Below are 18999 nucleotides of genomic sequence, written 5' to 3'. Positions count from 1 at the left end.
TGGCGACAATGAATCTCACCAGATTTGAGGTTACAGCCGGCGTAGCCGGGGCGGCGGGCGTGGTCGCCGCGTTGATTTTTGTAGCAGGCATTGGCGACGCCAAGGGCGACGATGCGCCGGCGGGCAGTGATGGCGCGCAAGCGCGCTACGAAGCCCCATTTGCAACGCCGGCGGGCGTGACCTTGCAGCCTCTGGGTAAGGCGCAAGGCTATAGCCTCGACAAAGAAAGCGCGGCCGCCCTCGCCAGAAATGAGATCGTTTACGCTGATGCAAATGGGTTGACGCTCTATATGTATACAGAAGATGATGGCGGGCCGTCATCCTGCACAGACGAATGTGAACAATCTTTCTCCCCGCTGATTGCTTCGGAAAGCGCCGAACCCTTTGATGCATGGAGCATCGTAGAGCGCGCAGACGGGAAGCGGCAATGGGCGCTTCGGGGCAAGGCGCTCTATTCCTACGAGAAAGATGTCGATCCGGGATCCGTAGCGGGCAACAGTCCGGCCTTGACCGGCGCTCCGCGTCTCAACGGGGCGGGTGAACCGGTTGGCGGCGGATACCGCGGGGGCTTCAGCGGTGAGCTTCCTGAGCCTAATGTTCTCCCTGAAGGTTGGGAGCCCGCACATTTTTTTCCTATGCCGCAGGTTGAAACGCCGCCTGGCATGACCGTCCGTGAACTACCCGACGCAGCAGCATTTTCACTTGTCGACGAGCGTGAACATACGATTTACGTTTTCAACGGCGCCGGTGGAGACAACGCCGCCCTTGAGTGTGAAGCGGAATTTTGCCTGACGGACTGGGCGCCTGCGGCGGCGCCGCTGGTGGCAAAACCATTCGGCGATTTTGGTGTGCGCGAGCGGGAAGACGGCGTTCGTCAATGGACCTTCCGCGATAAAGGGCTGTATACGAATAAACGAGATCTTGCACCCGGATACGCAAACGGGTTAAGCGACGAGGATTGGAAAGTCGCCACGGTCTACGCTCTTTATAATCCGCCGGGCGTAACCATTCAGCGTACGCCGGGCCAGGGCGCCGTCCTGGCTGGAGCTGACGGTTTGACCCTTTACCGGCGTGACGGACACATCCTGCAATCCGGGGGCGGACATAATCTGCGTCGCGGTCAACCTGCTCGGCCTGCAGTGGGCAGGGATATTGGAACCGATCCGAAGTGCGGAGAGGCGTGCCTAAAAGAGTGGACCCCTTTTATCGCACCTGACTCGGCTCAAGCGCGAGGAATGTGGAATGTCGCTACGCGTAGCGACGGACGAAAACAGTGGGTCTATCAGGGCTATGCTTTGTGGTCATATGCAGGTGATAAAAACCCGGGCGATATGAACGGGCACGATATATACGATATTGCGCTGAGCCATGACCCCGAAACGCGTATCGACGTCGGAACTCCGATGGACGGAGGCGCTGCGTTGTGGTGGTCGATCGCAATTCCATAAACAACGGCAAACGCTGACGCCTGTGAATTCCGGAGGATTCTTTGCAAACGCTTCTATCCTTATCGATAAGGATCGGCCTGTCATTCGTCGCGGCGTTCGCCGTTTCCTGTTCGGGCGGCCAGGAAGGAAAGATCGCGCCGGGACTGTCGGAACAATCTTCTCCGGAATTGATCGAAAAGGGCCGTTATCTTGCGGCGGCTGGCGATTGCGTAAGCTGTCATACATCAGATGATGGCGAGCCGTTTGCGGGCGGGCATGAATTTCACACTCCGTTTGGGATTATTTATTCCACAAACATTACACCAGATGAAAACGCCGGCATTGGCGCCTGGACGCTTTCGGATTTCGAAAAGGCTATGCGCAAGGGCGTAGACCCAAAAGGCCGCCACCTGTATCCAGTATTTCCGTATACAGATTTCACGAAAATCACGGATGAGGATATAGCTGCGTTGTATGCTTATTTTCAGAGCTTGCCGTCCCATAGCTATGAACCGCCTGCAAACAAACTCAATTTTCCTTTTGGGTGGCGTACGCTTTTAGGTCCGTGGAAAGCCTTGCACCTGAAAACCGGACCGTTCGAACCGGACGAGTCGCGTTCCGAAGAATGGAATCGCGGCGCATATCTGGTGGAGGGCCTCGGCCATTGCGGCGCCTGCCATACTCCACGAAACTTTATGGGTGCGGAGAAAGACGATCGCGCCTTTGCGGGTGCGACATATCTGGATTACATCGAGAACACGGGCGAACACCGTCCCTGGGCCGCTGTTAATCTCACGCCTGCTGCGGCGGGACTTGCGGCTTGGTCAGAAAAAGACATTGCTGATTATCTAAAAACTGGCCACAGCGCCATGGCGGGAACCTTCGGGCCCATGAACAAGGTTATCGCAAAAGGCACAAGCCAGCTGACAAAAGATGATGTTCAGGCCATGGCTGTGTATTTGAAAAGCCTCCCGCCGCAGGACGTTGGCGCGAATGCGTCCATGTCGCCTGACGAACTCCGGGAAGGCGAGCGTTTATACTCAGTCCATTGCGGCACCTGCCATTTGCCGACTGGGGCTGGCGACCCAACGACAGGTCCGCCGTTAAAAGGCAGCGCCATTGTTCAGGCGCAAGACCCGGCGTCGCTCATAAACGTCATCATCTACGGCGCACAGATTGCCCAGCCGGCCCCGGAAGGCGCGTGGAAGAGTATGGAGGCATTCGGCGACAAGCTGGACGATGAAGAAGTGGCCATTCTGGCCACCTATATGCGCGCGAGCTGGGGCAATTCCGGATCGAACGTGTCGGAGCGAGATGTCGAAAAACAGCGCTGACCGATTTTGAAGAGGTGAAACCAATGATGACAAAAGATTTTTCACGCCGCAAATTGCTACGGTTCGGCGCGCGTCTGCCAATCGCAGGCGCTGGGTTGGCGGTGATAAGCTGCGGCGGGGAGACAGAATCGACGAGAGTACAAGTCTGCGCTGATCCAGAGCAGCTTTCATCCGGCGAACGGAGTTTGCGCGATTCGGCGCAATATGTCGAAACGTCACCAAACCCTGAGACAACATGCAATAGCTGTGCGTTTTTCTCGGCCGAAAATGCAGCGCAGTGTGGCGACTGCCAAATATTTAATGGACCGGTTAACCGGAATGGACACTGCACTTCCTGGAGCGCCCGCGCCTAGACCCCTCTCTGAGATTGCCTCGCGTCGCCGTGTACTCAATTTTATTGATTAGGCGACACAGTTTAGTATAGACCTATTGCCTCATCTTATGGTCTCGCACCGGCGTGTTTGCTGAGGAGGCCGCAAGTCAGCAGATACGAGAAAATTGGCAATGGCGTCGAACGCTTCAACCAGCCGGTCGAATTTAGGCAGCATACTGCGCAGTATTCGTGAAAAGAATAACTGGCGGATTGCCGACGTCAGCAAGATGACGGGCCTTGCGGTTTCGACGATCTCCAAGGTTGAAAACAATCAGATGTCGCTGACATACGACAAACTGATACAGCTTGCGAACGGCCTTTCACTGGATTTGGCGGATCTCTTCGCGGAGCGCTCCAGTCAGACGGCGCCGGCGATGGTGACCGGGAGACGCAGCATCGGACGGAAGAATGACGGCGTTTCGATAAGCGCCGGATTTTATGAATATCTTTATCTCAATGCCGACCTTGCCCGCAAAGGCATGGTGCCGATAATCGGAGAGACACGGGCGAGAACCCTTGCGGAATTCGGCGACCTTATTAGCCACGAAGGCGAAGAATTTCTTTTTGTTCTCGAAGGCGATGTCGAAGTTCATACTGAATATTATCAGCCGACACTTTTGAGCGAGGGCGATTATATCTATTTCGATAGCGCTATGGGTCATGCTTATATTTCGAAATCGTTCGACAGGGCGCGTTTTCTGGTTGTCTGTTCGGGATCCGCGTCCGAAGAAATGCTTGATGCGCTGCGTGCACAAACCGGCGACCCGGCCAGTTAAGCGTCCTTACTTTTCAATCTGATGACGCGCGGCGTCGGAATTTGCGCCAGCGTTCGACGGCGTCAGGAATAAATCTGTTCCGGAAGCCAAGTCGCAAGTTCCGGGAATGCGGTCAGCAAAGCCAGCATGAGAATCTGGATTGCAATAAACGGCATCGCGCCGCGATAGATATGGATGGTCCTGACTTCGGGCGGTGTAACGCCGCGCAGATAAAACAACGCGAAGCCAAATGGCGGCGTCAGGAATGATGTCTGAAGGTTTACCGCCATCATCACGCCAAGCCAGATCGGCGAAATGCCCATTGCGAGAAGGGCGGGCGCCACAAGTGGAACGACGACGAGTGTAATTTCGATAAAATCCAGGAAGAAGCCGAGGATAAACATCACGAGCATAACGGTGATGACCGCGCCCACAACGCCGCCCGGCGTCGCTTCCAGTGCGGCGTGCACCATTTCATCTCCGCCAAGTCCGCGAAACACGAGCGAAAACAGCGCTGCGCCGATGAGTATTGTAAACACCATCGTCGTAACGCGTGTCGTCTGATCGGCGATTGCGTAAAGCGTGCGGTCGCGCGCCAAAAATCGAATGCTTGCAATCAGACCGACCGCGCCGAGAACACAGAAAACAAAAGCGACCAGAATGCCGATGCGATCACCGAGCGGCGCGGCCTCGCGGCCCAGCCGCAAATCGATCACCCCGGTGAGCATAATCAAGCCGATAATTGCTGCGGCGCCGATATATACCAGCAGCCGTTTCAGGCTGGCGTGCTCTGGCGCAAAGCGCGCGCCGGCAATGAAGAGTGCGCCGATGGCGCCGACGCTCGCAGCTTCTGTCGGCGTCGCGACGCCGCCGAGTATTGAACCGAGGACAGCGACAATCAGGAGTAACGGCGCCGGTAATGTTTTCATCGCCGCCGCCCAAACCTCGCGCCGCGAGCCGAGTTCCGCGGCCGGAATAGCAGGCGCTTTGTTCGGCTGCGTCACGGCGACAATAATTTGCCACATCATATAAAACCCGACGAGCAGGAGACCGGGAATAAGCGCGCCTGCAAAAAGATCGCCGACCGATATCGTCTCAGGCGCGAAGACGCCCTGCTCAAGCTGTGATTTCTGATACGCGTTCGATATGACATCGCCCAGTAGGATGAGTACAATTGATGGCGGTATGATTTGGCCAAGCGTGCCGGCTGCGGCGATCGCGCCGCTGGCGAAGGCGGGATCGTACCCCCGCTTCAGCATAACCGGTAAACTGAGTAATCCCATAGTGACGACAGTGGCGCCGACAATTCCAGTCGATGCGGCGAGCAGCGCGCCCACCACGGTGACCGAGATGCCCAATCCGCCGCGTAGAGACCCAAACAGCTTCGCCATCTCGTCAAGCAACTCTTCCGCGATTTTTGATTTTTCAAGGATGACGCCCATCAGGATAAACATCGGAACGGCGATCAAAGTGACGTTGGAAACCGCGCCAAATATGCGCTGCGGCATTGGCCGGACATATGACAGATCGAATACGCCTGTAGCCAGGCCGATAACCGCGAAGATCAGGGCGACCCCGGCAAGCGACAATGCGACGGGATAACCAAGCATTAGGCAGATGCAAAGCACCGCAATCATCGCCAGGTCAAGCCAGGCTGCGCCAGCGCAAAAACACAATCCAAGTGCGTCGAAATCCATATCAGCGCCGCTCCCGTAAAATTTCAATGGCGCGTGCAGCCACGACAAATCCAGCCATCGCCATCAGGACCGCAAATGCCGGAATGCAGCTTTTCAGGAGGAACAGCGCCGGAATGCCCGACGCTTCAGACGAACCTTCGCTAACGGCCCATGAGCGGGCGACATAGGGCCTGCTCGTCCAGAGAATCAATAAAGAAAACGGAAATAAAAAAAGATACGTGCCAAGAAAATCTATTAGCGCTTTACGGCGCGGCGGCGCCTCGCGATAGAAGATATCAACACGAACGTGATCATTTGTAAGCAGCGCGTAACCTGCGGCGAGGAGGAAAAGCGCGCCATGCATATAAGTGATTGATTCCTGCATAGCGAGAAAATTGATACCGAAAACGTAGCGAAGTATGACGACTGAGAATTGGACAATGGCCATCGCGAAGATTAGCCACATGACAGTGCGTCCGGCGCAGCGGGTTACGTTATCAAAAAACACGGCGAGCTGCGCCGTGCTGTGACGCGCGCCCCCGGCAAGCCCTGTCAACACTGCAACGAAGAGCGCAGCAGCGATCGCAACCGGTAGACGGATGAAAACGTCGCTGATCAGCGTGACGCGCGGCGCTAACATGATAAAAACTGCGCCGCCCAACAGCAAACCCGTCACGAGTGCAGTTGAAACGATCGCGCTCGTCCACCGCCGGTCGGCCGCTAGGGCCGCCAGAGGCAGCGCCATCAACGGCAAAATCAGCGCCGCCGCCGCCCAGTTCAGTATAGTCCCGGCAGTTTCCAGCATCAGAATGAAAAAGCCGATCTGCGCGCGGCCATGTAGGCCTCATCGGAAATACGCCCCCATTCTTGAGAGCGAACCATGGAGGCCTTGAAACTTTCGAAAATCCGCCGTGTGATATCGTCACCGTCGCTGGCGATTTCTTCGTAGACTTGCTGCGCCGCGCTTCCGAGCGCTGCGAATACATCATCCGGCATTTGCCGCAGCTCAACGCCGTGCTCCTCAACAAGTTGGCGAAGCGCGACGGCGTTATAGTGCGCAAATTCCGCTATGGAGAGATGATTGGCTCGATGGCAGGCGCCGATAATGATCGATTGCTCAGCAGGCGTCATTTCCTCCCAGATGTCAAGATTGAGACCCAGTGTGAGCTGCGCGCCGGGCTCGTGGAAACCCGGCCAGTAATAATATTTGGCTTCGTTATAAAAGCCGAAAGCCAGATCGTTCCACGGGCCGACCCATTCTGTTCCGTCGATGGCGCCGGATTGCAGCGCCGGATAGATCTCGCCGCCCGATATTGCGACAGCAGACGCGCCGACGCGGCGAAGGACTTCACCGCCAAGCCCCGGCATTCGGATGACACGGCCGCGCAAATCTTCCAGTGAGTCGATGGGACGCTTGAACCAGCCCCCCATCTGATGTCCCGTATTGCCGGCCGCGAGCGGTTTGATGCGAAAGCGCGCCCCGAGTTCATCCCAGAGTTCCTGACCGCCGCCAAACTCGATCCAAGCCATAATTTCCGAGGTTGTCATGCCGAACGGTACTGCGGTGAAAAATGGCCAGCCCTGGCTCTTGCCCACCCAATAGTAATCGGCGCCGTGATACATGTCAGCGACCCCGTTTGAAACGGCGTCGAATGACTCAAATGCAGGCACAAGCTCGCCGGCGGAAAACACCTGGACGCGCATTGCGCCGCTCGACATTTCAGTAATGAATTGAGCGGTTCGCTCGGCCATAGTGCCAAGCCCGGGAAAATCCTTCGGCCAGGTCGTGACCATTTTCAGCTCTCGGCGCCGCCCGGGCAGCGCTCCGATCGCCTCCGGATTAACGGAGCCGCAATCGCAGCCTGAGGTCAGAGCAGCCGCGCCCACAGCGCCGCCAGCCAGAAATTTGCGACGTCCAATCATCCGCCCTCCCAATCGCAGTTACACGCTGCAAGGGTTCATCTATGAAAAATAATGAGTGTTTCGTAAAGGAAAAAAATCAACATTCCAGCCACAATATTTCAAAATATTACTATAAATGAGGCGTTAAGCGCTTATTTCGCTGATAGTTTTCAAATTTATAAAAAAATTTCCGATAATCTGGATCGGTGTCTAAAGGAATGTTGCGTTATGCGGTCTAGCGCATTGCAGACATTTTTGCGGCTCAGGCCAGTTGAATCCTTTATAACGATTTCAAGCAACGCTTCATTGGGTCAAGCGCTATCGGCAAGATCCGCGATGGCGATATAATTCGTCTTGATACAGAATCCGGTGTTTTTGAGACACATGCTGGTCTCGACGGCCGCGATACGCCGGCGCATGATTTGGCCGCGGATCGCTGGGGAACAGGTCGCGAGTTGTTCACGGGGTTGCGGTCGCTGGCTGGCGGCGCAGAGGAGGGCGCGATGACATTCGAGCTGCTAGAGCGCGATGTCTGATCCGGTGCTTGTCGCCGATATTGGCGGAACCAACGTCCGCTTTGCGATCGCCGAGGCGGCGGGTGGCGCGATCGCGATCAGCAAACCGCAGAATTTTCGCGCCGAAGATTTCGAAACCATCCGCGACGCGGCGGATGCTTATCTTGAATCCGTCGAAGCCAAACCGAAGCGGGCATGTTTCGCGGTCGCGGCGCCCGTCAAGACCGCGGAAATAAAGTTCACCAATTCTCATTGGCGATTTCAGCCCAAAGAAATTGAAACAGCGCTTCGCCTGGATGGTCTGCGCGTCGTCAATGACTTTTACGCGCTTGCCGCCGGCGTTGATTTCATGCCCGCGGATGCGTTTGTTACCGTGAAAGACGGCAAGCCCGACACCGGCGCGCCGGTGCTGGTGATCGGGCCCGGAACCGGGTTAGGCCAGGCGCTGATCGTGCCCACGCCGGACAGTGGACGCGTGATTGTCGCAACGGAAGGCGGTCATGTTTCGTTCGCGCCGCGTACTGACGAAGAATTCGAGATCAAAAAATTTATCGCGCGCGAACATCCGCGCGTGTCTGTTGAGCGGATTCTTTCCGGGCGCGGCCTTGTCAACATACATCGGGCCCTTTGTGCGGTAGAGGGAACGCAACGCGTGTCCTTGCAGGCGAACGAAATCACCAAAGCTGCGATTGAAGGCGCTTATCCTATCGCCGTCAAAGCGGTTGATATGTTCTGCACAATCCTTGGCCGCGTCGCCGGCGACGCCGTTTTGGCGACGGGTGCGCGCGGCGGCGTCGTGCTCGGCGGCGGAATATTGCCGAAAATAAAAGACGTGTTCCTCAACAGCGACTTTGTTGAGCATTTTACTGAAAAAGGGCGTATGTCAGAATATGTCGGCGCCGCGCCGGTAAAAATGATTATAACCGAAGAGGCGGCCCTGTACGGCGCGGCCGCGTCGCTGCAGTTAAACTAACAATAACAAATTATGAGCACGGCCAGCGTGTTGTCTGGCGCTCCCCAATGTCGCCTGCGTCGGTGGGTCGTGGATTGCTAGCGGGGCTATGTTCGGCGATGGAAGTGGAGACGAAATCGCCGCGAATGTCGGGCGTGCGCGCCATTGACCCGGCCAGCCTTAGAACGGTCTGTCTCCTCCTCCATTCAATCAGCTTTAAACTTTTCGGGCCGTCAGTTTATGCTTCACTATGCGTGCGCGAGGGGGACAAGAACGTAACTTTCGATTTATCCCAAATATCTGGACGACAATGACAGGCCGGCGAATCCGAGCGCAAAGGCCAGTGTGGAACTCCAGCGCGGCGGTCGCGGCGCATCGCCTTCAGGGATCATGTCTTCGACTGTCGCCAGCAACAAAAGGCCGACGATATAAGCCAGCACCGCGCTTTTAATGATCTCAGACGTACCCTGAAGAAATATGAACCCTGCGGCGGCGCTTAATAACACCGGCGCAAACATGGCGAGCGATGTTAAAATGCGGCGCTGTCTTGGAACGCCATGACTGCGAAGGTTGGCGGCGGCGGCGAAGCCGCCCGGAATATTGGCGATTGATTGGGCGGCGGCGAGGAGGAGGCCGAGATTGAGCGCGACGGCGCTGCCTGCGCCGGTCATTGCGCCGTCGCTCATCAAGTCTGCGCCAATTGCGGCATAAACCATCCAGGCGCGAAAACCTGATCCGCTGGCTTCCCCGCGTATGGCGGCGACGCCGCGCGCCAAAAAGAAAGACGTCGCTGCACCGCCCAAAAACGCCAGCGCAATTCCCCACATGGGTACATTTAAAAGAATGCGCGGCATCAAATCGATGCTGATCAAGGCAATGGCGATGCCGGCGGCGCCGTGCAGCGCAGCGCCGATTACCCAGCGGGGCGTCCGCATTGTTTCGGCGAGAAGTCCGCCAGCCAAATTTCCTAACGCCGGAAGCAGCGCATATGCGACGACAACAAAAAAATCAGACATGATTCAGTTCCGAGCCCATCAGCGCAAACCTGCGCAAGCAAAGGGGAAGAGCGCCGATGCGCCCGCCCACAGAACGCCAATCAGCGAAAGCACGATGAGAAACCTTGTCGTATAAAGAAGAAATTCGTTGAGCGGATTGTCCGCAACAACGCCTGCCAGCAACAATAGTCGTCCGGCGAACATACCGATCGCGGTCAAGCCGGAGCCAAACAGGATCGTCGTCACAACTACGAAGACTGAAAGAAAACCGGAGCCGGCGTCAATGGCGGCGCAGACGGTATGCTGGCCGGCGTATAGAAGACCGAAATGCAGGGACCAGAGAATTGGGCCCGACAGCGACAGGATCGTTAAAGGCCAGAATTTTAACGCCAAGCGTTCCCCTTTTTCTTTCATGATCCGATCATCCTCGGAAAACCATGGATGAGAAACAGGCCGACAAGGCTTTGAGCGCTGACATACCAGACAAGCAGCATTGTGTTTTCCAGTCCTGCGCATCGCACAGCATCAAGTTTACCGGCGAAGAATCGCGCTGTCACAAACAGCGACATGATAATTGTCGCCAGCACGATCTGACTGGAAAGAACCCCAGCCATATAAACCATGGCGGCGTAGCTGGATGATTGTGGCCGCAGGCCTGATTGCCAGTGACCGTAGAACTCAGCGCCCATGCCCCCGCCAAGAAGGGCGGCGCCGGCGAGAATGAGTATCGGCGTCAGCGGGTTTTTACGGCCAGGCCGCGCCAGCGTTGTTTGAGCAAAATGAAACGCTGCTGCGCCCAGTATTGTTAAAAGGGCTGATAGCGCCGGCCAGTGCAGCTTTGCCAATGTGCTTTTGGTCTCGGGCCAGACATCCGGAGACACTGTCCACAAATACAAATATGAGAATAGATAGGCGAGATAAAGTGAGCCGGCGACCAGCATCAGTACTATCATCGCCCACCACCCGTGCGCCGTCGGCCCGCTCATATAAACAGGCAGGCTGATACCGCGGCCGATATGAACCGGCCCTTTGTCCGGGCCTTTATCGATCTCCCAAACCCAAACGCAACAGGCAAGAATCGCCAATCCTGCGCAAAGAAGCGCGGGTGCAACAAGTTTTACGGTCAGGAGTAGAAAGCAGGCGGCGGTGAATATGGCGGCGAGGACATGGGTCCAGCTTGGTCCCGGCATCTGAACGACATATTGCGGTTTGGCTTCGATCGCCGAGGTGACGATCGTCTCGCGCCCGCCCGTTGGCGCATCGGGCAAATAATGTTCACCGGCTTCGACTTGCCTTGCAAGGTCCGGTTGATCCCATAATGGATTGAGACTTGTCACGTGCGGTATGGAGCGCGTGGCGTAGACATCGCCGGGAAGCCACTCCAGCGTCGCAGCTCCCCATGGATTGTCTTCGCCTTCATTTTCACTGATCCGGAAATTACGGATCAAATCAATAATGAACACCAGAACGCCGGCGGCGATCATATAAGCGCCGATAGTGGAAATCATGTTGTACGAGTCCCATCCGACATTTTCCGAATACGTCCAGATGCGCCGGGGCATCCCCAACAAACCAACAATATGCATGGGAAAAAAGGCGACGTTGAATCCGATGAACATCAGCCAGAAGCAAATTTTTCCGAGGCGTTCCGACAAACGCCGCTTACTGAGCATGGGGGCCCAATAATAGTAAGTGGCGAATAATGGAAACACCATGCCGCCGATCAGGACATAGTGAAGATGCGCTACAATGAAGTAGGAGTCGTGCGCCTGCCAGTCAAACGGCACCATGGCGACCATAACGCCGGTAAGCCCGCCGATTGTAAAAATCACGAGCATGCCAAGTACGAACAGGGACGGCGTGGTGAACTGAAATTTTTTCTTGGAATCGGCAATGGTGGCGATCCAGGCGAAAATCTGAATGCCGGAGGGGACGGCCACGGCCATGGACGCGGCTGAAAAGAAGGCAAGACTCAACGCCGGTATGCCGGTCGTGAACATGTGGTGAACCCACAGACCAAATGAGAAGAATCCTGTGGCGATGAGAGCGACCACGATCAGGCGGTAACCGACGAGCGGCGTTCGTGCCATGGTCGGCACGATCATCGAGACAAGTCCGGCGGCGGGAAGGAAGATAATATAGACTTCCGGGTGTCCGAAGAACCAGAACAGATGCTGCCACAACAGCGGATCGCCGCCCTGCGCCGCCGTAAAGAATGGCCACCCGAACGCGCGTTCAAGTTCAAGCAGCATCGTCGCCAGTATGACGGCGGGAAACGCAACGACGATCATACCGGCGAATATCAACATCGCCCAGCCGAAGATCGGCAGCTTGTCGAGGGACATGCCGGGCGGGCGCGTCCTTAGCGTGCCGATAATAATCTCGATAGCGCCGGCGATCGCCGATATCTCAATAAAGCCGATGCCGAGCAGCCAGAAATCGGCATTGTCCCCTGGCGAATATTCCGTCAGCGTCAGGGGCGGATACATGAACCATCCGCCCTTCGGCGAGAGGTCAAAAAAGATCGTCAAGAAAAAAACCGTCCCGCCGACCACATACGCCCAGATGGCGAATGCGGATAAACGCGGGAAGGGAAGGTCCCGCGCCGCCAGCATTTGCGGCAACAGCAAGACGCCGAGCGCCTCAACGGCCGGCACGGCAAACAGGAACATCATTGTCGTGCCGTGGACGGTGAAGAGTTGATTGTAGAGATCCTGACTGACGAAATCATTGTCCGGGAGGGCAAGCTGCGTGCGCATGACAAGCGCCAGAGCGCCGGCGGCCAGGAAAAATACGAATGCCGCGCCGAGATAAAATAGTCCGATAACAGTGTTGTTTACCGCTGTCGGCAGTCTCCAGCCTGTCGGCGTTTTCCAGATTTCAAGCAGGGCGCTTTTTTCCCCTTTGGGGCGCGGCGACGTGCTGATGGGTGATGCTGATTGATCGTCGCTCATGTCTATGGCGTTCCCCGCATGGAATAGAGCAGCACCAGGCCGCCGAGATAGACTGCGAGCACCAGCATGGAATCAACGCCCATGCGCCAGATGGTCCGGTCGCGCCGTTCGGCGAGGCCCATCAGGAAAATGCCGGTTACAGCGACGCCCAGCATTGCGCCGATCGCTGCGAAATTGCCGACCCGTGTTAGAACCGGATCGCCGGTTGCAATGACGTCAACACCGAAAAGCAAGGCGACATTTAGAATGTTTGTACCGAGAATGTCGGAAATGGCCATCGTGTATAGCCCACGGCGCATGGAGGCGAACACAGTGCTTGCCTCTGGCAATGACGTGGCGATTGCAACAAGGGCGACGCCGACAAAAGACGAGCCAAGTCCGCTTTGTTCGGCGAGCGCTTCGCCGCTGACCGCGACCACATATCCCGCAATGAGAATTGTCGCTGCGCTAGCGATTGTTTTTATGGCCAGAATAAAATTGCCGTCTTCGCTTTGTGCGCGTTTACTGTGCGTCTGCATCGGTTCGTCGAGATCGGCGATCCATGGCTGGCGGCCTTCCGCCTCTGTAAGTTTTATAAAAGAGAAGACAGCCGCTGAAAAAAGCACCCATGTCCAGGCGCCGGCGCCGAGAATTGAAACGTCGCCCGACAGAACGGCGATAGCGACAAACGCCAACAGGCAAATATTGAGCGCGCCCTGCAGCATCACTGCGGGATCTGGCACGACCGATGTCAATGCGCGTTTATGGATGGCCAGGTCAGCAAGCGCGAGCACTGCGACTTGCATGGCGATTGATCCGAGAAGGTTATTCACCGCCAGGGGCGCATCGCCAATCCGTGCCGCTGTGAAGCTTGTTGCGATTTCCGGCAGGGACGTGACGAAAGCGAGCAGAAACAATCCCATCAACGCTTCGCCGAGACCGGTCCGTTGCGCGATTTGATCCGCATAAAACGCGATCTTTGTCCCCGCGATCCAGACGGCGATTGCCGCTGCGGCAAATATCGCAATGTTGACTGGCATGCCAAGTGACGAGAACTCAATCATCATTAATCCAGTTCAGCCAGATAGGACGCAATATGATCAATTTCAGCATCCGTCAGAAATTCGAATGGCGGCATTCGCGTATCAGGCTTTATGCTGTCGTGGTTTTTGATCCAGTCCGCAAACGCGGCGTGGTTGTTCGCAAGGACGCCCGCGCCAAGAGAACGCCGGCTTGCGACATGTGTAAGGTCCGGACCGATGACGCCGTTCGCTTGTGTTCCGCGAACTGTGTGGCAACCGCCGCATCCGCTGGCTTGAAACAGGCGCCCGCCCTGCGAATCGACAACGGGCGCGGCGACGCTGCGCTCATGCGTCATCCAATCGACATACGCTTCCGGAGGCATCGCGATGGCGTATAGAGACATGAACGCATGCGCGCCGCCGCAATATTCCGCGCATTGACCGCGCACGACGCCGGCTTCATCCGCAACAAGGCGAAGGACATTAGTCCGCCCTGGGACCATATCGACTTTTCCGGCATAGGCCGGAATCCAGAAACTGTGCAGCACATCGGCGGACTTGAGTTTCAATTCTACAGGCTGGCCGACCGGCAGGCGCAATTCGTTTGCGCTTTCCGTCGTTGTTCCATCGCCCTGTTCATAAACGACACGCCACCACCACTGCTCGCCGGTAATGGTTATACGGACAGGGTCTCGATCATCCACGATATTCGCGTTTGCGCTGAAAACGATGAATCCGTAGAACAGGAGCGCTGAAAGCGTGACGACCGGAAAAAGAATACCGCCCGCGATAATCGCACGCTCATCTTTTAAATTTTGCTTCCACCGGGGCGGGCTCCATATGGCAATTGCAGTGAGCGCCAGGATAAAAACGGTGATGACGCCGCCGCCCCAGAACATGATCTCGGCCAGTAACAAGGTGCGCGCAGCTTCCGGCCCGCCGCCGGACATCGCCGATTGCGGTCCGTCACAGGCCGTCAAAATCAGCAGCACAAAGCAAAGCGCTGCGGCGCGATATGTAGCTGCTGCATTCACTCGTTAGTTTCCACCGGGGGCGAAAGCGGCGTATTCGCCGCGCGCGCCGGCGCCAGTGATTGATAATAAGCGGAGACGTCCGCCGCCTGTTCAGGCGACAGCCTGACAGCGATCTCCGCCATCAACGCACCAATCTGCGTCTGGGCGCGCCCGTCGTTACGCCAAAGTTCCAACTGCCCTTCCATATAGTCCGCAGATTGTCCGGCGAGTCGTGGATATGCTGGAACCGCTTCCTCGCCATGGCATGACTGACAGGGTGGAACTCTTCCCGCTGCAAACCCTTCATTGGCGATTACCCGGCCGCGTTCAATAGCATTCTGATCCTGAGGAGCTGCGCTATTGTTGAGCGGTGATGACATCGTCGCGTAGAATTCGGCTAGCGCTTGAATGTCTTCATCGTTCATCTCGGCGGCGACCGGCTCCATCATGCCGCTCTGACGGCTGTCATTCCTGTATTGGCGAAGCGCTGCCGCAAGGTAGTCCGCCGGCTGACCCGCCAGGCGTGGAACTTGCGAACTTGTCGGTGCGGCGGCCGGCGTATCGTGACAACGTGCGCAAGCGGTGAGGGCGGCTGTTGTGCGCCCCTGATGTATCAATGCATCCGCTTCATACGGATCAAATTGCACATTACCTTTCGCCATTTGCAAATATTGACTGCTGTTTTGCGTCGGCAATTGGCGCAAAAAAGCGACAACGGGCCAGATTTCATCGTCACGGCCGGTCCCGCTCCAGGCGGGCATGCCTGCATATTGAATGCCGTGCTTGACGATCCAGAAAAGTTCTTCATCGGACCAGTTTGGCGCATAGGTTTCCAGCTTCGGCGGCGCAGGCAACATGGAGCCGTAAAGCGGATTGACCATTTCGCCCGGAGCGCCGTGGCATGGCGCGCACCCGCCCTGAAAATGTGCAGCGCCGAGCTGGGCGAGACCTGGCGCATCAAGCGCAGGAGCGTCAACTGCGCCGCTGTGGTGTTGAACCGACTGCCGCATTCCGGTTTCAAGAAACCAGTTTAGCCATGCCGGATGGCCCCGGCTCGCCGCAACGCTGTAAAGCCCGGAATAAGCAACGACTACGGCGCCGAGTGGTATTAAGGCCAGTATGGCCGCTATGGATAGTAAAATCGGGGAGATGTTTGCGCGAATCCAATTCATGAATTTTAGCGCAGGCTCGCATGTGACGGAATTTGTATTGAGCGAACGCCGGACTGATGATCGAGTTTATAAAACCATTTCGCCGTAAACCACATGCACGCGCCAAGATATGTTAATGGACAGGCGGTTAACATAAGCAGTCCGGCTAATTGTTGATCGGCGATAAGCACAGATGATGCATGGGAGACGGACGAATAAAGAACCCGGGGCGAAAAAACGAGCAAAGCTGCGAAGAGGCAAAAAATCTTCCCGGTTAAAATGAGAGCGCCGACCGTCTCCCATCGTCGTGATTGGACAGACGCAAAAACGCATGCCCAGAACCAGAAAGCAGCCAGCGCAAGGCTCGCCTGCATCAGCATAGCCGCCATAGCTGACATAGACGCCGTTTCAAGACCTATGGGTGAATGCCAGCCCAGGAATAAGACAAGTTGCGCCACAAAGGCAGACCAGAGCCGATTTCCAATGCGTTCCATCAGAACCGGAAAACTGCTGAGAAAAACCAGCGCAGCGCCCGGCGCCAGAAGGTTCATCAGTACAATGTGCATAAACATGTGATGAGAAAGAGCACCGCTTTTGTTGTGCATACTTGCGGTCAGCGCCGCGAGGCCGACGCCAATAAAAATAGCGCCCACTATCAACGATCTATTCCCATGCTGGGCTTGGCTGATAGTCACGTTCCGCATTTTTTTCAATATTCCCTATTTGGCGTGAATGTTTATGGTCGAGTCCGGCATTTACCAGCCAACCCGACCGGGATTGTCGAACCGGCGTTTATCCTGCGCGTCGTATAATCGACTATATGGCGCTTCAAGGTAAAGCTCGCGCAACGCTACGCCGTAATGAATGTTTCGGTATCCGTTGAAATTTAACTTGTGCATGAAACGCTTCAGCATTTCCCGATCATCGCATTCCAGCGCTACAGTGTTAAATGAACTGGCGTTAACTGTAACGCGGGTGACCTCAGCTTTACACTGATTGCAGCAATAAAGGCGACGTGATTTTTCAACAGTGTAAATTTCGGCGGCGCCGGAGACCGCCTCGAGAAAATCGCCGACATTCCGGAATGCGGCTTGACTTTTCTGAAGGCCGGGAAACATCTCACGAAGCCAGTTTTTCGTTCCTGGTGAAACAGGAAATGTTTCCGCCACGATAACTTCCCACTTTTCAACACCCGAAGAATCGACACTCAGGCATTGTTTTATATCCAGTTGGTCGGCGCCGCGAATTTTGGGAAGCAAATCATTCCGGTCAGGCGCAAGCAGATATGTATCGGTTCTCTTTTCACGACCGTTGTATGCAAAAACGGTTTGCATGTCTTCAATGAACGGGGTTGCGTCCCCCGGCCAGATACGAAATTCGTACCGCATGCGTTTTTCCCCGGCATTCACTCTTCGCGCTCATTTTTCAGTTTATCGGCTTTTGCAGGCAACCAGCGCTCAATGATATGCATCGGCGCCAAAATCAGCACCGCGAACGCGGTCGCCAAAAATCCAACAGCAAGGTAACCGGCGCCGCACGCCAGGCCAACGGCGCCGGCGAGCCACATACCGGCTCCGGTTGTCAGCCCTTTTACATCACCGCGAGATTGAATAATGGCGCCTGCGGCCAAGAAAGCGACGCCCGCCGTTACGGCTTCAACAACACGTATCGGATCAAGCTGGGTCCTGTCATCGTCGCCGCCCAGATCGGCAATCATCTCGATGGCTATGATAGCAAAAGCGCATGCAGCGAGAGCGGTCAACATATTCGTTCGCAAACCAGCGGGCCGGCCGCGATATTCCCGGTCGAGGCCGATCACAAATCCGAATAAGCACGCCGCCAGCATGCGCGCTGATATCGCAAGAATGGGCGTCGACGTTTCAAACGCAAAGGCGGCGGCCTCAACCATCAAAAAGGGTCCTTTTAATCCTGTTGCAGTTTTTTCTCCGGCAAATCCCCGCGGTCAGTTGACGCCAGCGCTTCAAGTTCTTTTTCCGGCATCGTCTCATACATCTCTGTTGATGCGCCTAGCAGAGCGTTAGTTTTCGTTTCGCCGCGCTTGGCGGAAAGCGCTGCGCCAGCGGCCTGTTGTTGCGCTTTTGATTTAGCAGGCATTGCTCGTGCTCCTATCAGGGTCGATTGATGGGTTGGCGGCGCATAACTTCCCTTTGCGAAACAAAATTCAGGAACTGTTGTTCCCGTAACAAGACAAATTGAGGAATAGGGGAGATCGTCGGGCGTTCGCTTCCGTAGAGGCATGCTCATTCGTAAGGCGACAACTAGATAGTCAAAATCGATCAAGCGCTCCTAGGAAAAGCGCTAAACGCAATTATAGAGACTTAGGGAAGAGCGCCGCACCCGGACAGGCAGTTACAAGGCCGCGGGACGCTCAAAATTGGCGTTTGCTGTCGCTCAACACTTCGCCTTGATGGAAATCAACTTTCCTGAGCCGTCGCCGGCGCTTCCCGCATAGCTCACGACGCCGTCGATGAGGCTCAACCGCTCATCATTTTCCAGCAGCAGATTCACCGCTGGTTGCGGCGCGTCTTTATTGATCCAGAATTCAATTTTCGTCGCAGTCGGATCGGTTCGAATACTCACTGAGGGCGTCGTTTCATCGGGCGTGTCGGGCTCATCTTCGAGCGGGGTCATCGCGTTGATGACATAGTTTTCCTCGCTGCTAACGAGGCACATCGGATACACTATCAGTTCATAAAGCTGGCCACTATAGTCGATGCGGACAGTTTTCTTGTCTTGAGCAGCGGTCTCGTTCTCAGTAGCGGCGGTATTATTGCTGGCGGCGCTGCGTTCGGACTGTTGCATCGACGGCGCTTCCGCCGTTTCGCCACCTTCCTCGTTCTCCGAATTGCAGGCGATGGAAGTTAACGCTGCGGCTGCGATCAGGAAAGTTCCGGCCAAAGAGTTTCCAATACTTTTCATTTTACTCTCCT

The 18999-nt window shown here is 56.0% G+C and carries 19 protein-coding genes; 5 read left to right on the top strand and 14 right to left on the bottom strand.

The window, feature by feature from the left end:
- Positions 1-8 precede the first annotated feature (8 nt).
- The 4 genes from ACQK2Q_RS11295 to ACQK2Q_RS11280 all read left to right on the top strand — a co-directional run bounded on the left by ACQK2Q_RS11295 (position 9) and on the right by ACQK2Q_RS11280 (position 3910).
- Positions 9-1448, top strand: coding sequence for a hypothetical protein (locus ACQK2Q_RS11295; RefSeq protein WP_425409845.1), 1440 nt, complete (start codon positions 9-11; stop codon positions 1446-1448).
- 41 nt (positions 1449-1489) lie between these two features.
- Complete coding sequence (locus tag ACQK2Q_RS11290; RefSeq protein WP_425409844.1) at positions 1490-2761, top strand: cytochrome c; 1272 nt, start codon at positions 1490-1492, stop codon at positions 2759-2761.
- A gap of 23 nt (positions 2762-2784) precedes the next feature.
- The gene (locus tag ACQK2Q_RS11285; RefSeq protein WP_425409843.1) at positions 2785-3114 is read left to right on the top strand and encodes a high-potential iron-sulfur protein; all 330 of its coding nucleotides are present in this window, start codon (positions 2785-2787) and stop codon (positions 3112-3114) included.
- A gap of 151 nt (positions 3115-3265) precedes the next feature.
- Positions 3266-3910, top strand: a complete 645-nt coding sequence (locus tag ACQK2Q_RS11280; RefSeq protein ID WP_425409842.1) for a helix-turn-helix domain-containing protein — start codon at positions 3266-3268, stop codon at positions 3908-3910.
- A 62-nt stretch (positions 3911-3972) separates the two neighbouring features.
- Here ACQK2Q_RS11280 and ACQK2Q_RS11275 read toward each other — a convergent pair whose 3' ends face one another.
- The 3 genes from ACQK2Q_RS11275 to ACQK2Q_RS11265 are packed head-to-tail and all read right to left on the bottom strand — an operon-like array spanning position 3973 to position 7485.
- A complete protein-coding gene (locus ACQK2Q_RS11275) occupies positions 3973-5586 on the bottom strand; it encodes a TRAP transporter large permease (RefSeq protein ID WP_425409841.1) in 1614 nt (537 codons plus the stop codon).
- 1 nt (position 5587) lies between these two features.
- On the bottom strand, positions 5588-6370 hold the full coding sequence (locus tag ACQK2Q_RS11270; protein WP_425409840.1) for a TRAP transporter small permease subunit: 783 nt from the start codon (positions 6368-6370) through the stop codon (positions 5588-5590).
- Entirely contained in the window at positions 6370-7485 is a 1116-nt protein-coding gene (locus tag ACQK2Q_RS11265) for a TRAP transporter substrate-binding protein (RefSeq protein ID WP_425411153.1), read from the bottom strand. Before ACQK2Q_RS11265 ends, ACQK2Q_RS11270 begins: the two co-directional genes overlap by 1 nt.
- Before the next feature lie 510 nt (positions 7486-7995).
- Here ACQK2Q_RS11265 and glk point away from each other — a divergent pair.
- Positions 7996-8955: a glucokinase gene (gene glk / locus ACQK2Q_RS11260; RefSeq protein WP_425409839.1), complete on the top strand. Its 960-nt coding sequence runs from the start codon at positions 7996-7998 to the stop codon at positions 8953-8955.
- A 266-nt stretch (positions 8956-9221) separates the two neighbouring features.
- Here glk and ACQK2Q_RS11255 read toward each other — a convergent pair whose 3' ends face one another.
- The 11 genes from ACQK2Q_RS11255 to ACQK2Q_RS11205 form a co-directional block, all read right to left on the bottom strand.
- Positions 9222-9950, bottom strand: a complete 729-nt coding sequence (locus tag ACQK2Q_RS11255) for a ZIP family metal transporter (protein ID WP_425409838.1) — start codon at positions 9948-9950, stop codon at positions 9222-9224.
- Between the two features lie 18 nt (positions 9951-9968).
- Positions 9969-10343 carry a hypothetical protein gene (locus ACQK2Q_RS11250; RefSeq protein WP_425409837.1) on the bottom strand — a complete coding sequence of 125 codons (375 nt, stop codon included), beginning with the start codon at positions 10341-10343 and terminating at the stop codon, positions 9969-9971.
- The gene (gene ctaD, locus ACQK2Q_RS11245; RefSeq protein WP_425409836.1) at positions 10340-12883 is read right to left on the bottom strand and encodes a cytochrome c oxidase subunit I; all 2544 of its coding nucleotides are present in this window, start codon (positions 12881-12883) and stop codon (positions 10340-10342) included. The genes ACQK2Q_RS11250 and ctaD overlap by 4 nt, the downstream gene beginning before the upstream one ends.
- Before the next feature lie 2 nt (positions 12884-12885).
- Complete coding sequence (locus tag ACQK2Q_RS11240; RefSeq protein WP_425411152.1) at positions 12886-13926, bottom strand: sodium:calcium antiporter; 1041 nt, start codon at positions 13924-13926, stop codon at positions 12886-12888.
- A gap of 2 nt (positions 13927-13928) precedes the next feature.
- Positions 13929-14918 (bottom strand): cytochrome c oxidase subunit II, encoded by a 990-nt coding sequence (locus tag ACQK2Q_RS11235; protein ID WP_425409835.1) that lies wholly within the window; start codon positions 14916-14918, stop codon positions 13929-13931.
- Entirely contained in the window at positions 14915-16069 is a 1155-nt protein-coding gene (locus ACQK2Q_RS11230) for a c-type cytochrome (protein WP_425409834.1), read from the bottom strand. Before ACQK2Q_RS11230 ends, ACQK2Q_RS11235 begins: the two co-directional genes overlap by 4 nt.
- Before the next feature lie 5 nt (positions 16070-16074).
- The gene (locus ACQK2Q_RS11225; RefSeq protein WP_425409833.1) at positions 16075-16701 is read right to left on the bottom strand and encodes a cytochrome c oxidase assembly protein; all 627 of its coding nucleotides are present in this window, start codon (positions 16699-16701) and stop codon (positions 16075-16077) included.
- A 102-nt stretch (positions 16702-16803) separates the two neighbouring features.
- Complete coding sequence (locus ACQK2Q_RS11220; RefSeq protein WP_425409832.1) at positions 16804-17436, bottom strand: hypothetical protein; 633 nt, start codon at positions 17434-17436, stop codon at positions 16804-16806.
- A 17-nt stretch (positions 17437-17453) separates the two neighbouring features.
- Positions 17454-17957, bottom strand: a complete 504-nt coding sequence (locus ACQK2Q_RS11215) for an MgtC/SapB family protein (protein ID WP_425409831.1) — start codon at positions 17955-17957, stop codon at positions 17454-17456.
- A 14-nt stretch (positions 17958-17971) separates the two neighbouring features.
- On the bottom strand, positions 17972-18163 hold the full coding sequence (locus ACQK2Q_RS11210; protein ID WP_425411151.1) for a DUF3008 family protein: 192 nt from the start codon (positions 18161-18163) through the stop codon (positions 17972-17974).
- 297 nt (positions 18164-18460) lie between these two features.
- A complete protein-coding gene (locus ACQK2Q_RS11205; protein WP_425409830.1) occupies positions 18461-18988 on the bottom strand; it encodes a hypothetical protein in 528 nt (175 codons plus the stop codon).
- Positions 18989-18999: the final 11 nt, after the last annotated feature.

The sequence above is a fragment of the Hyphococcus sp. genome, from assembly GCF_965228385.1.
Classification (GTDB): Bacteria; Pseudomonadota; Alphaproteobacteria; order Caulobacterales; family Parvularculaceae; genus Hyphococcus.
Note: the sequence above shows the minus strand (reverse complement) of the source record. Positions and strands in the feature narration are given on the sequence as shown.

Bases quoted from the DNA above. Each gene is read 5' to 3' on its own strand.
- ACQK2Q_RS11295 (WP_425409845.1), top strand. From the start codon at position 9: ATGAATCTCACCAGATTTGAGGTTACAGCCGGCGTAGCCGGGGCGGCG.
- ACQK2Q_RS11285 (WP_425409843.1), top strand. From the start codon at position 2,785: ATGATGACAAAAGATTTTTCACGCCGCAAATTGCTACGGTTCGGCGCG.
- ACQK2Q_RS11250 (WP_425409837.1), bottom strand. From the start codon at position 10,343: ATGAAAGAAAAAGGGGAACGCTTGGCGTTAAAATTCTGGCCTTTAACG.
- ACQK2Q_RS11230 (WP_425409834.1), bottom strand. From the start codon at position 16,069: ATGAATTGGATTCGCGCAAACATCTCCCCGATTTTACTATCCATAGCG.
- ACQK2Q_RS11210 (WP_425411151.1), bottom strand. From the start codon at position 18,163: ATGCCTGCTAAATCAAAAGCGCAACAACAGGCCGCTGGCGCAGCGCTT.
- ACQK2Q_RS11255 (WP_425409838.1), bottom strand. From the start codon at position 9,950: ATGTCTGATTTTTTTGTTGTCGTCGCATATGCGCTGCTTCCGGCGTTA.
- ACQK2Q_RS11240 (WP_425411152.1), bottom strand. From the start codon at position 13,926: ATGATTGAGTTCTCGTCACTTGGCATGCCAGTCAACATTGCGATATTT.
- ACQK2Q_RS11215 (WP_425409831.1), bottom strand. From the start codon at position 17,957: ATGGTTGAGGCCGCCGCCTTTGCGTTTGAAACGTCGACGCCCATTCTT.
- glk (WP_425409839.1), top strand. From the start codon at position 7,996: ATGTCTGATCCGGTGCTTGTCGCCGATATTGGCGGAACCAACGTCCGC.
- ACQK2Q_RS11220 (WP_425409832.1), bottom strand. From the start codon at position 17,436: ATGCGGTACGAATTTCGTATCTGGCCGGGGGACGCAACCCCGTTCATT.
- ACQK2Q_RS11205 (WP_425409830.1), bottom strand. From the start codon at position 18,988: ATGAAAAGTATTGGAAACTCTTTGGCCGGAACTTTCCTGATCGCAGCC.
- ACQK2Q_RS11280 (WP_425409842.1), top strand. From the start codon at position 3,266: ATGGCGTCGAACGCTTCAACCAGCCGGTCGAATTTAGGCAGCATACTG.
- ACQK2Q_RS11270 (WP_425409840.1), bottom strand. From the start codon at position 6,370: ATGCTGGAAACTGCCGGGACTATACTGAACTGGGCGGCGGCGGCGCTG.
- ACQK2Q_RS11275 (WP_425409841.1), bottom strand. From the start codon at position 5,586: ATGGATTTCGACGCACTTGGATTGTGTTTTTGCGCTGGCGCAGCCTGG.
- ctaD (WP_425409836.1), bottom strand. From the start codon at position 12,883: ATGAGCGACGATCAATCAGCATCACCCATCAGCACGTCGCCGCGCCCC.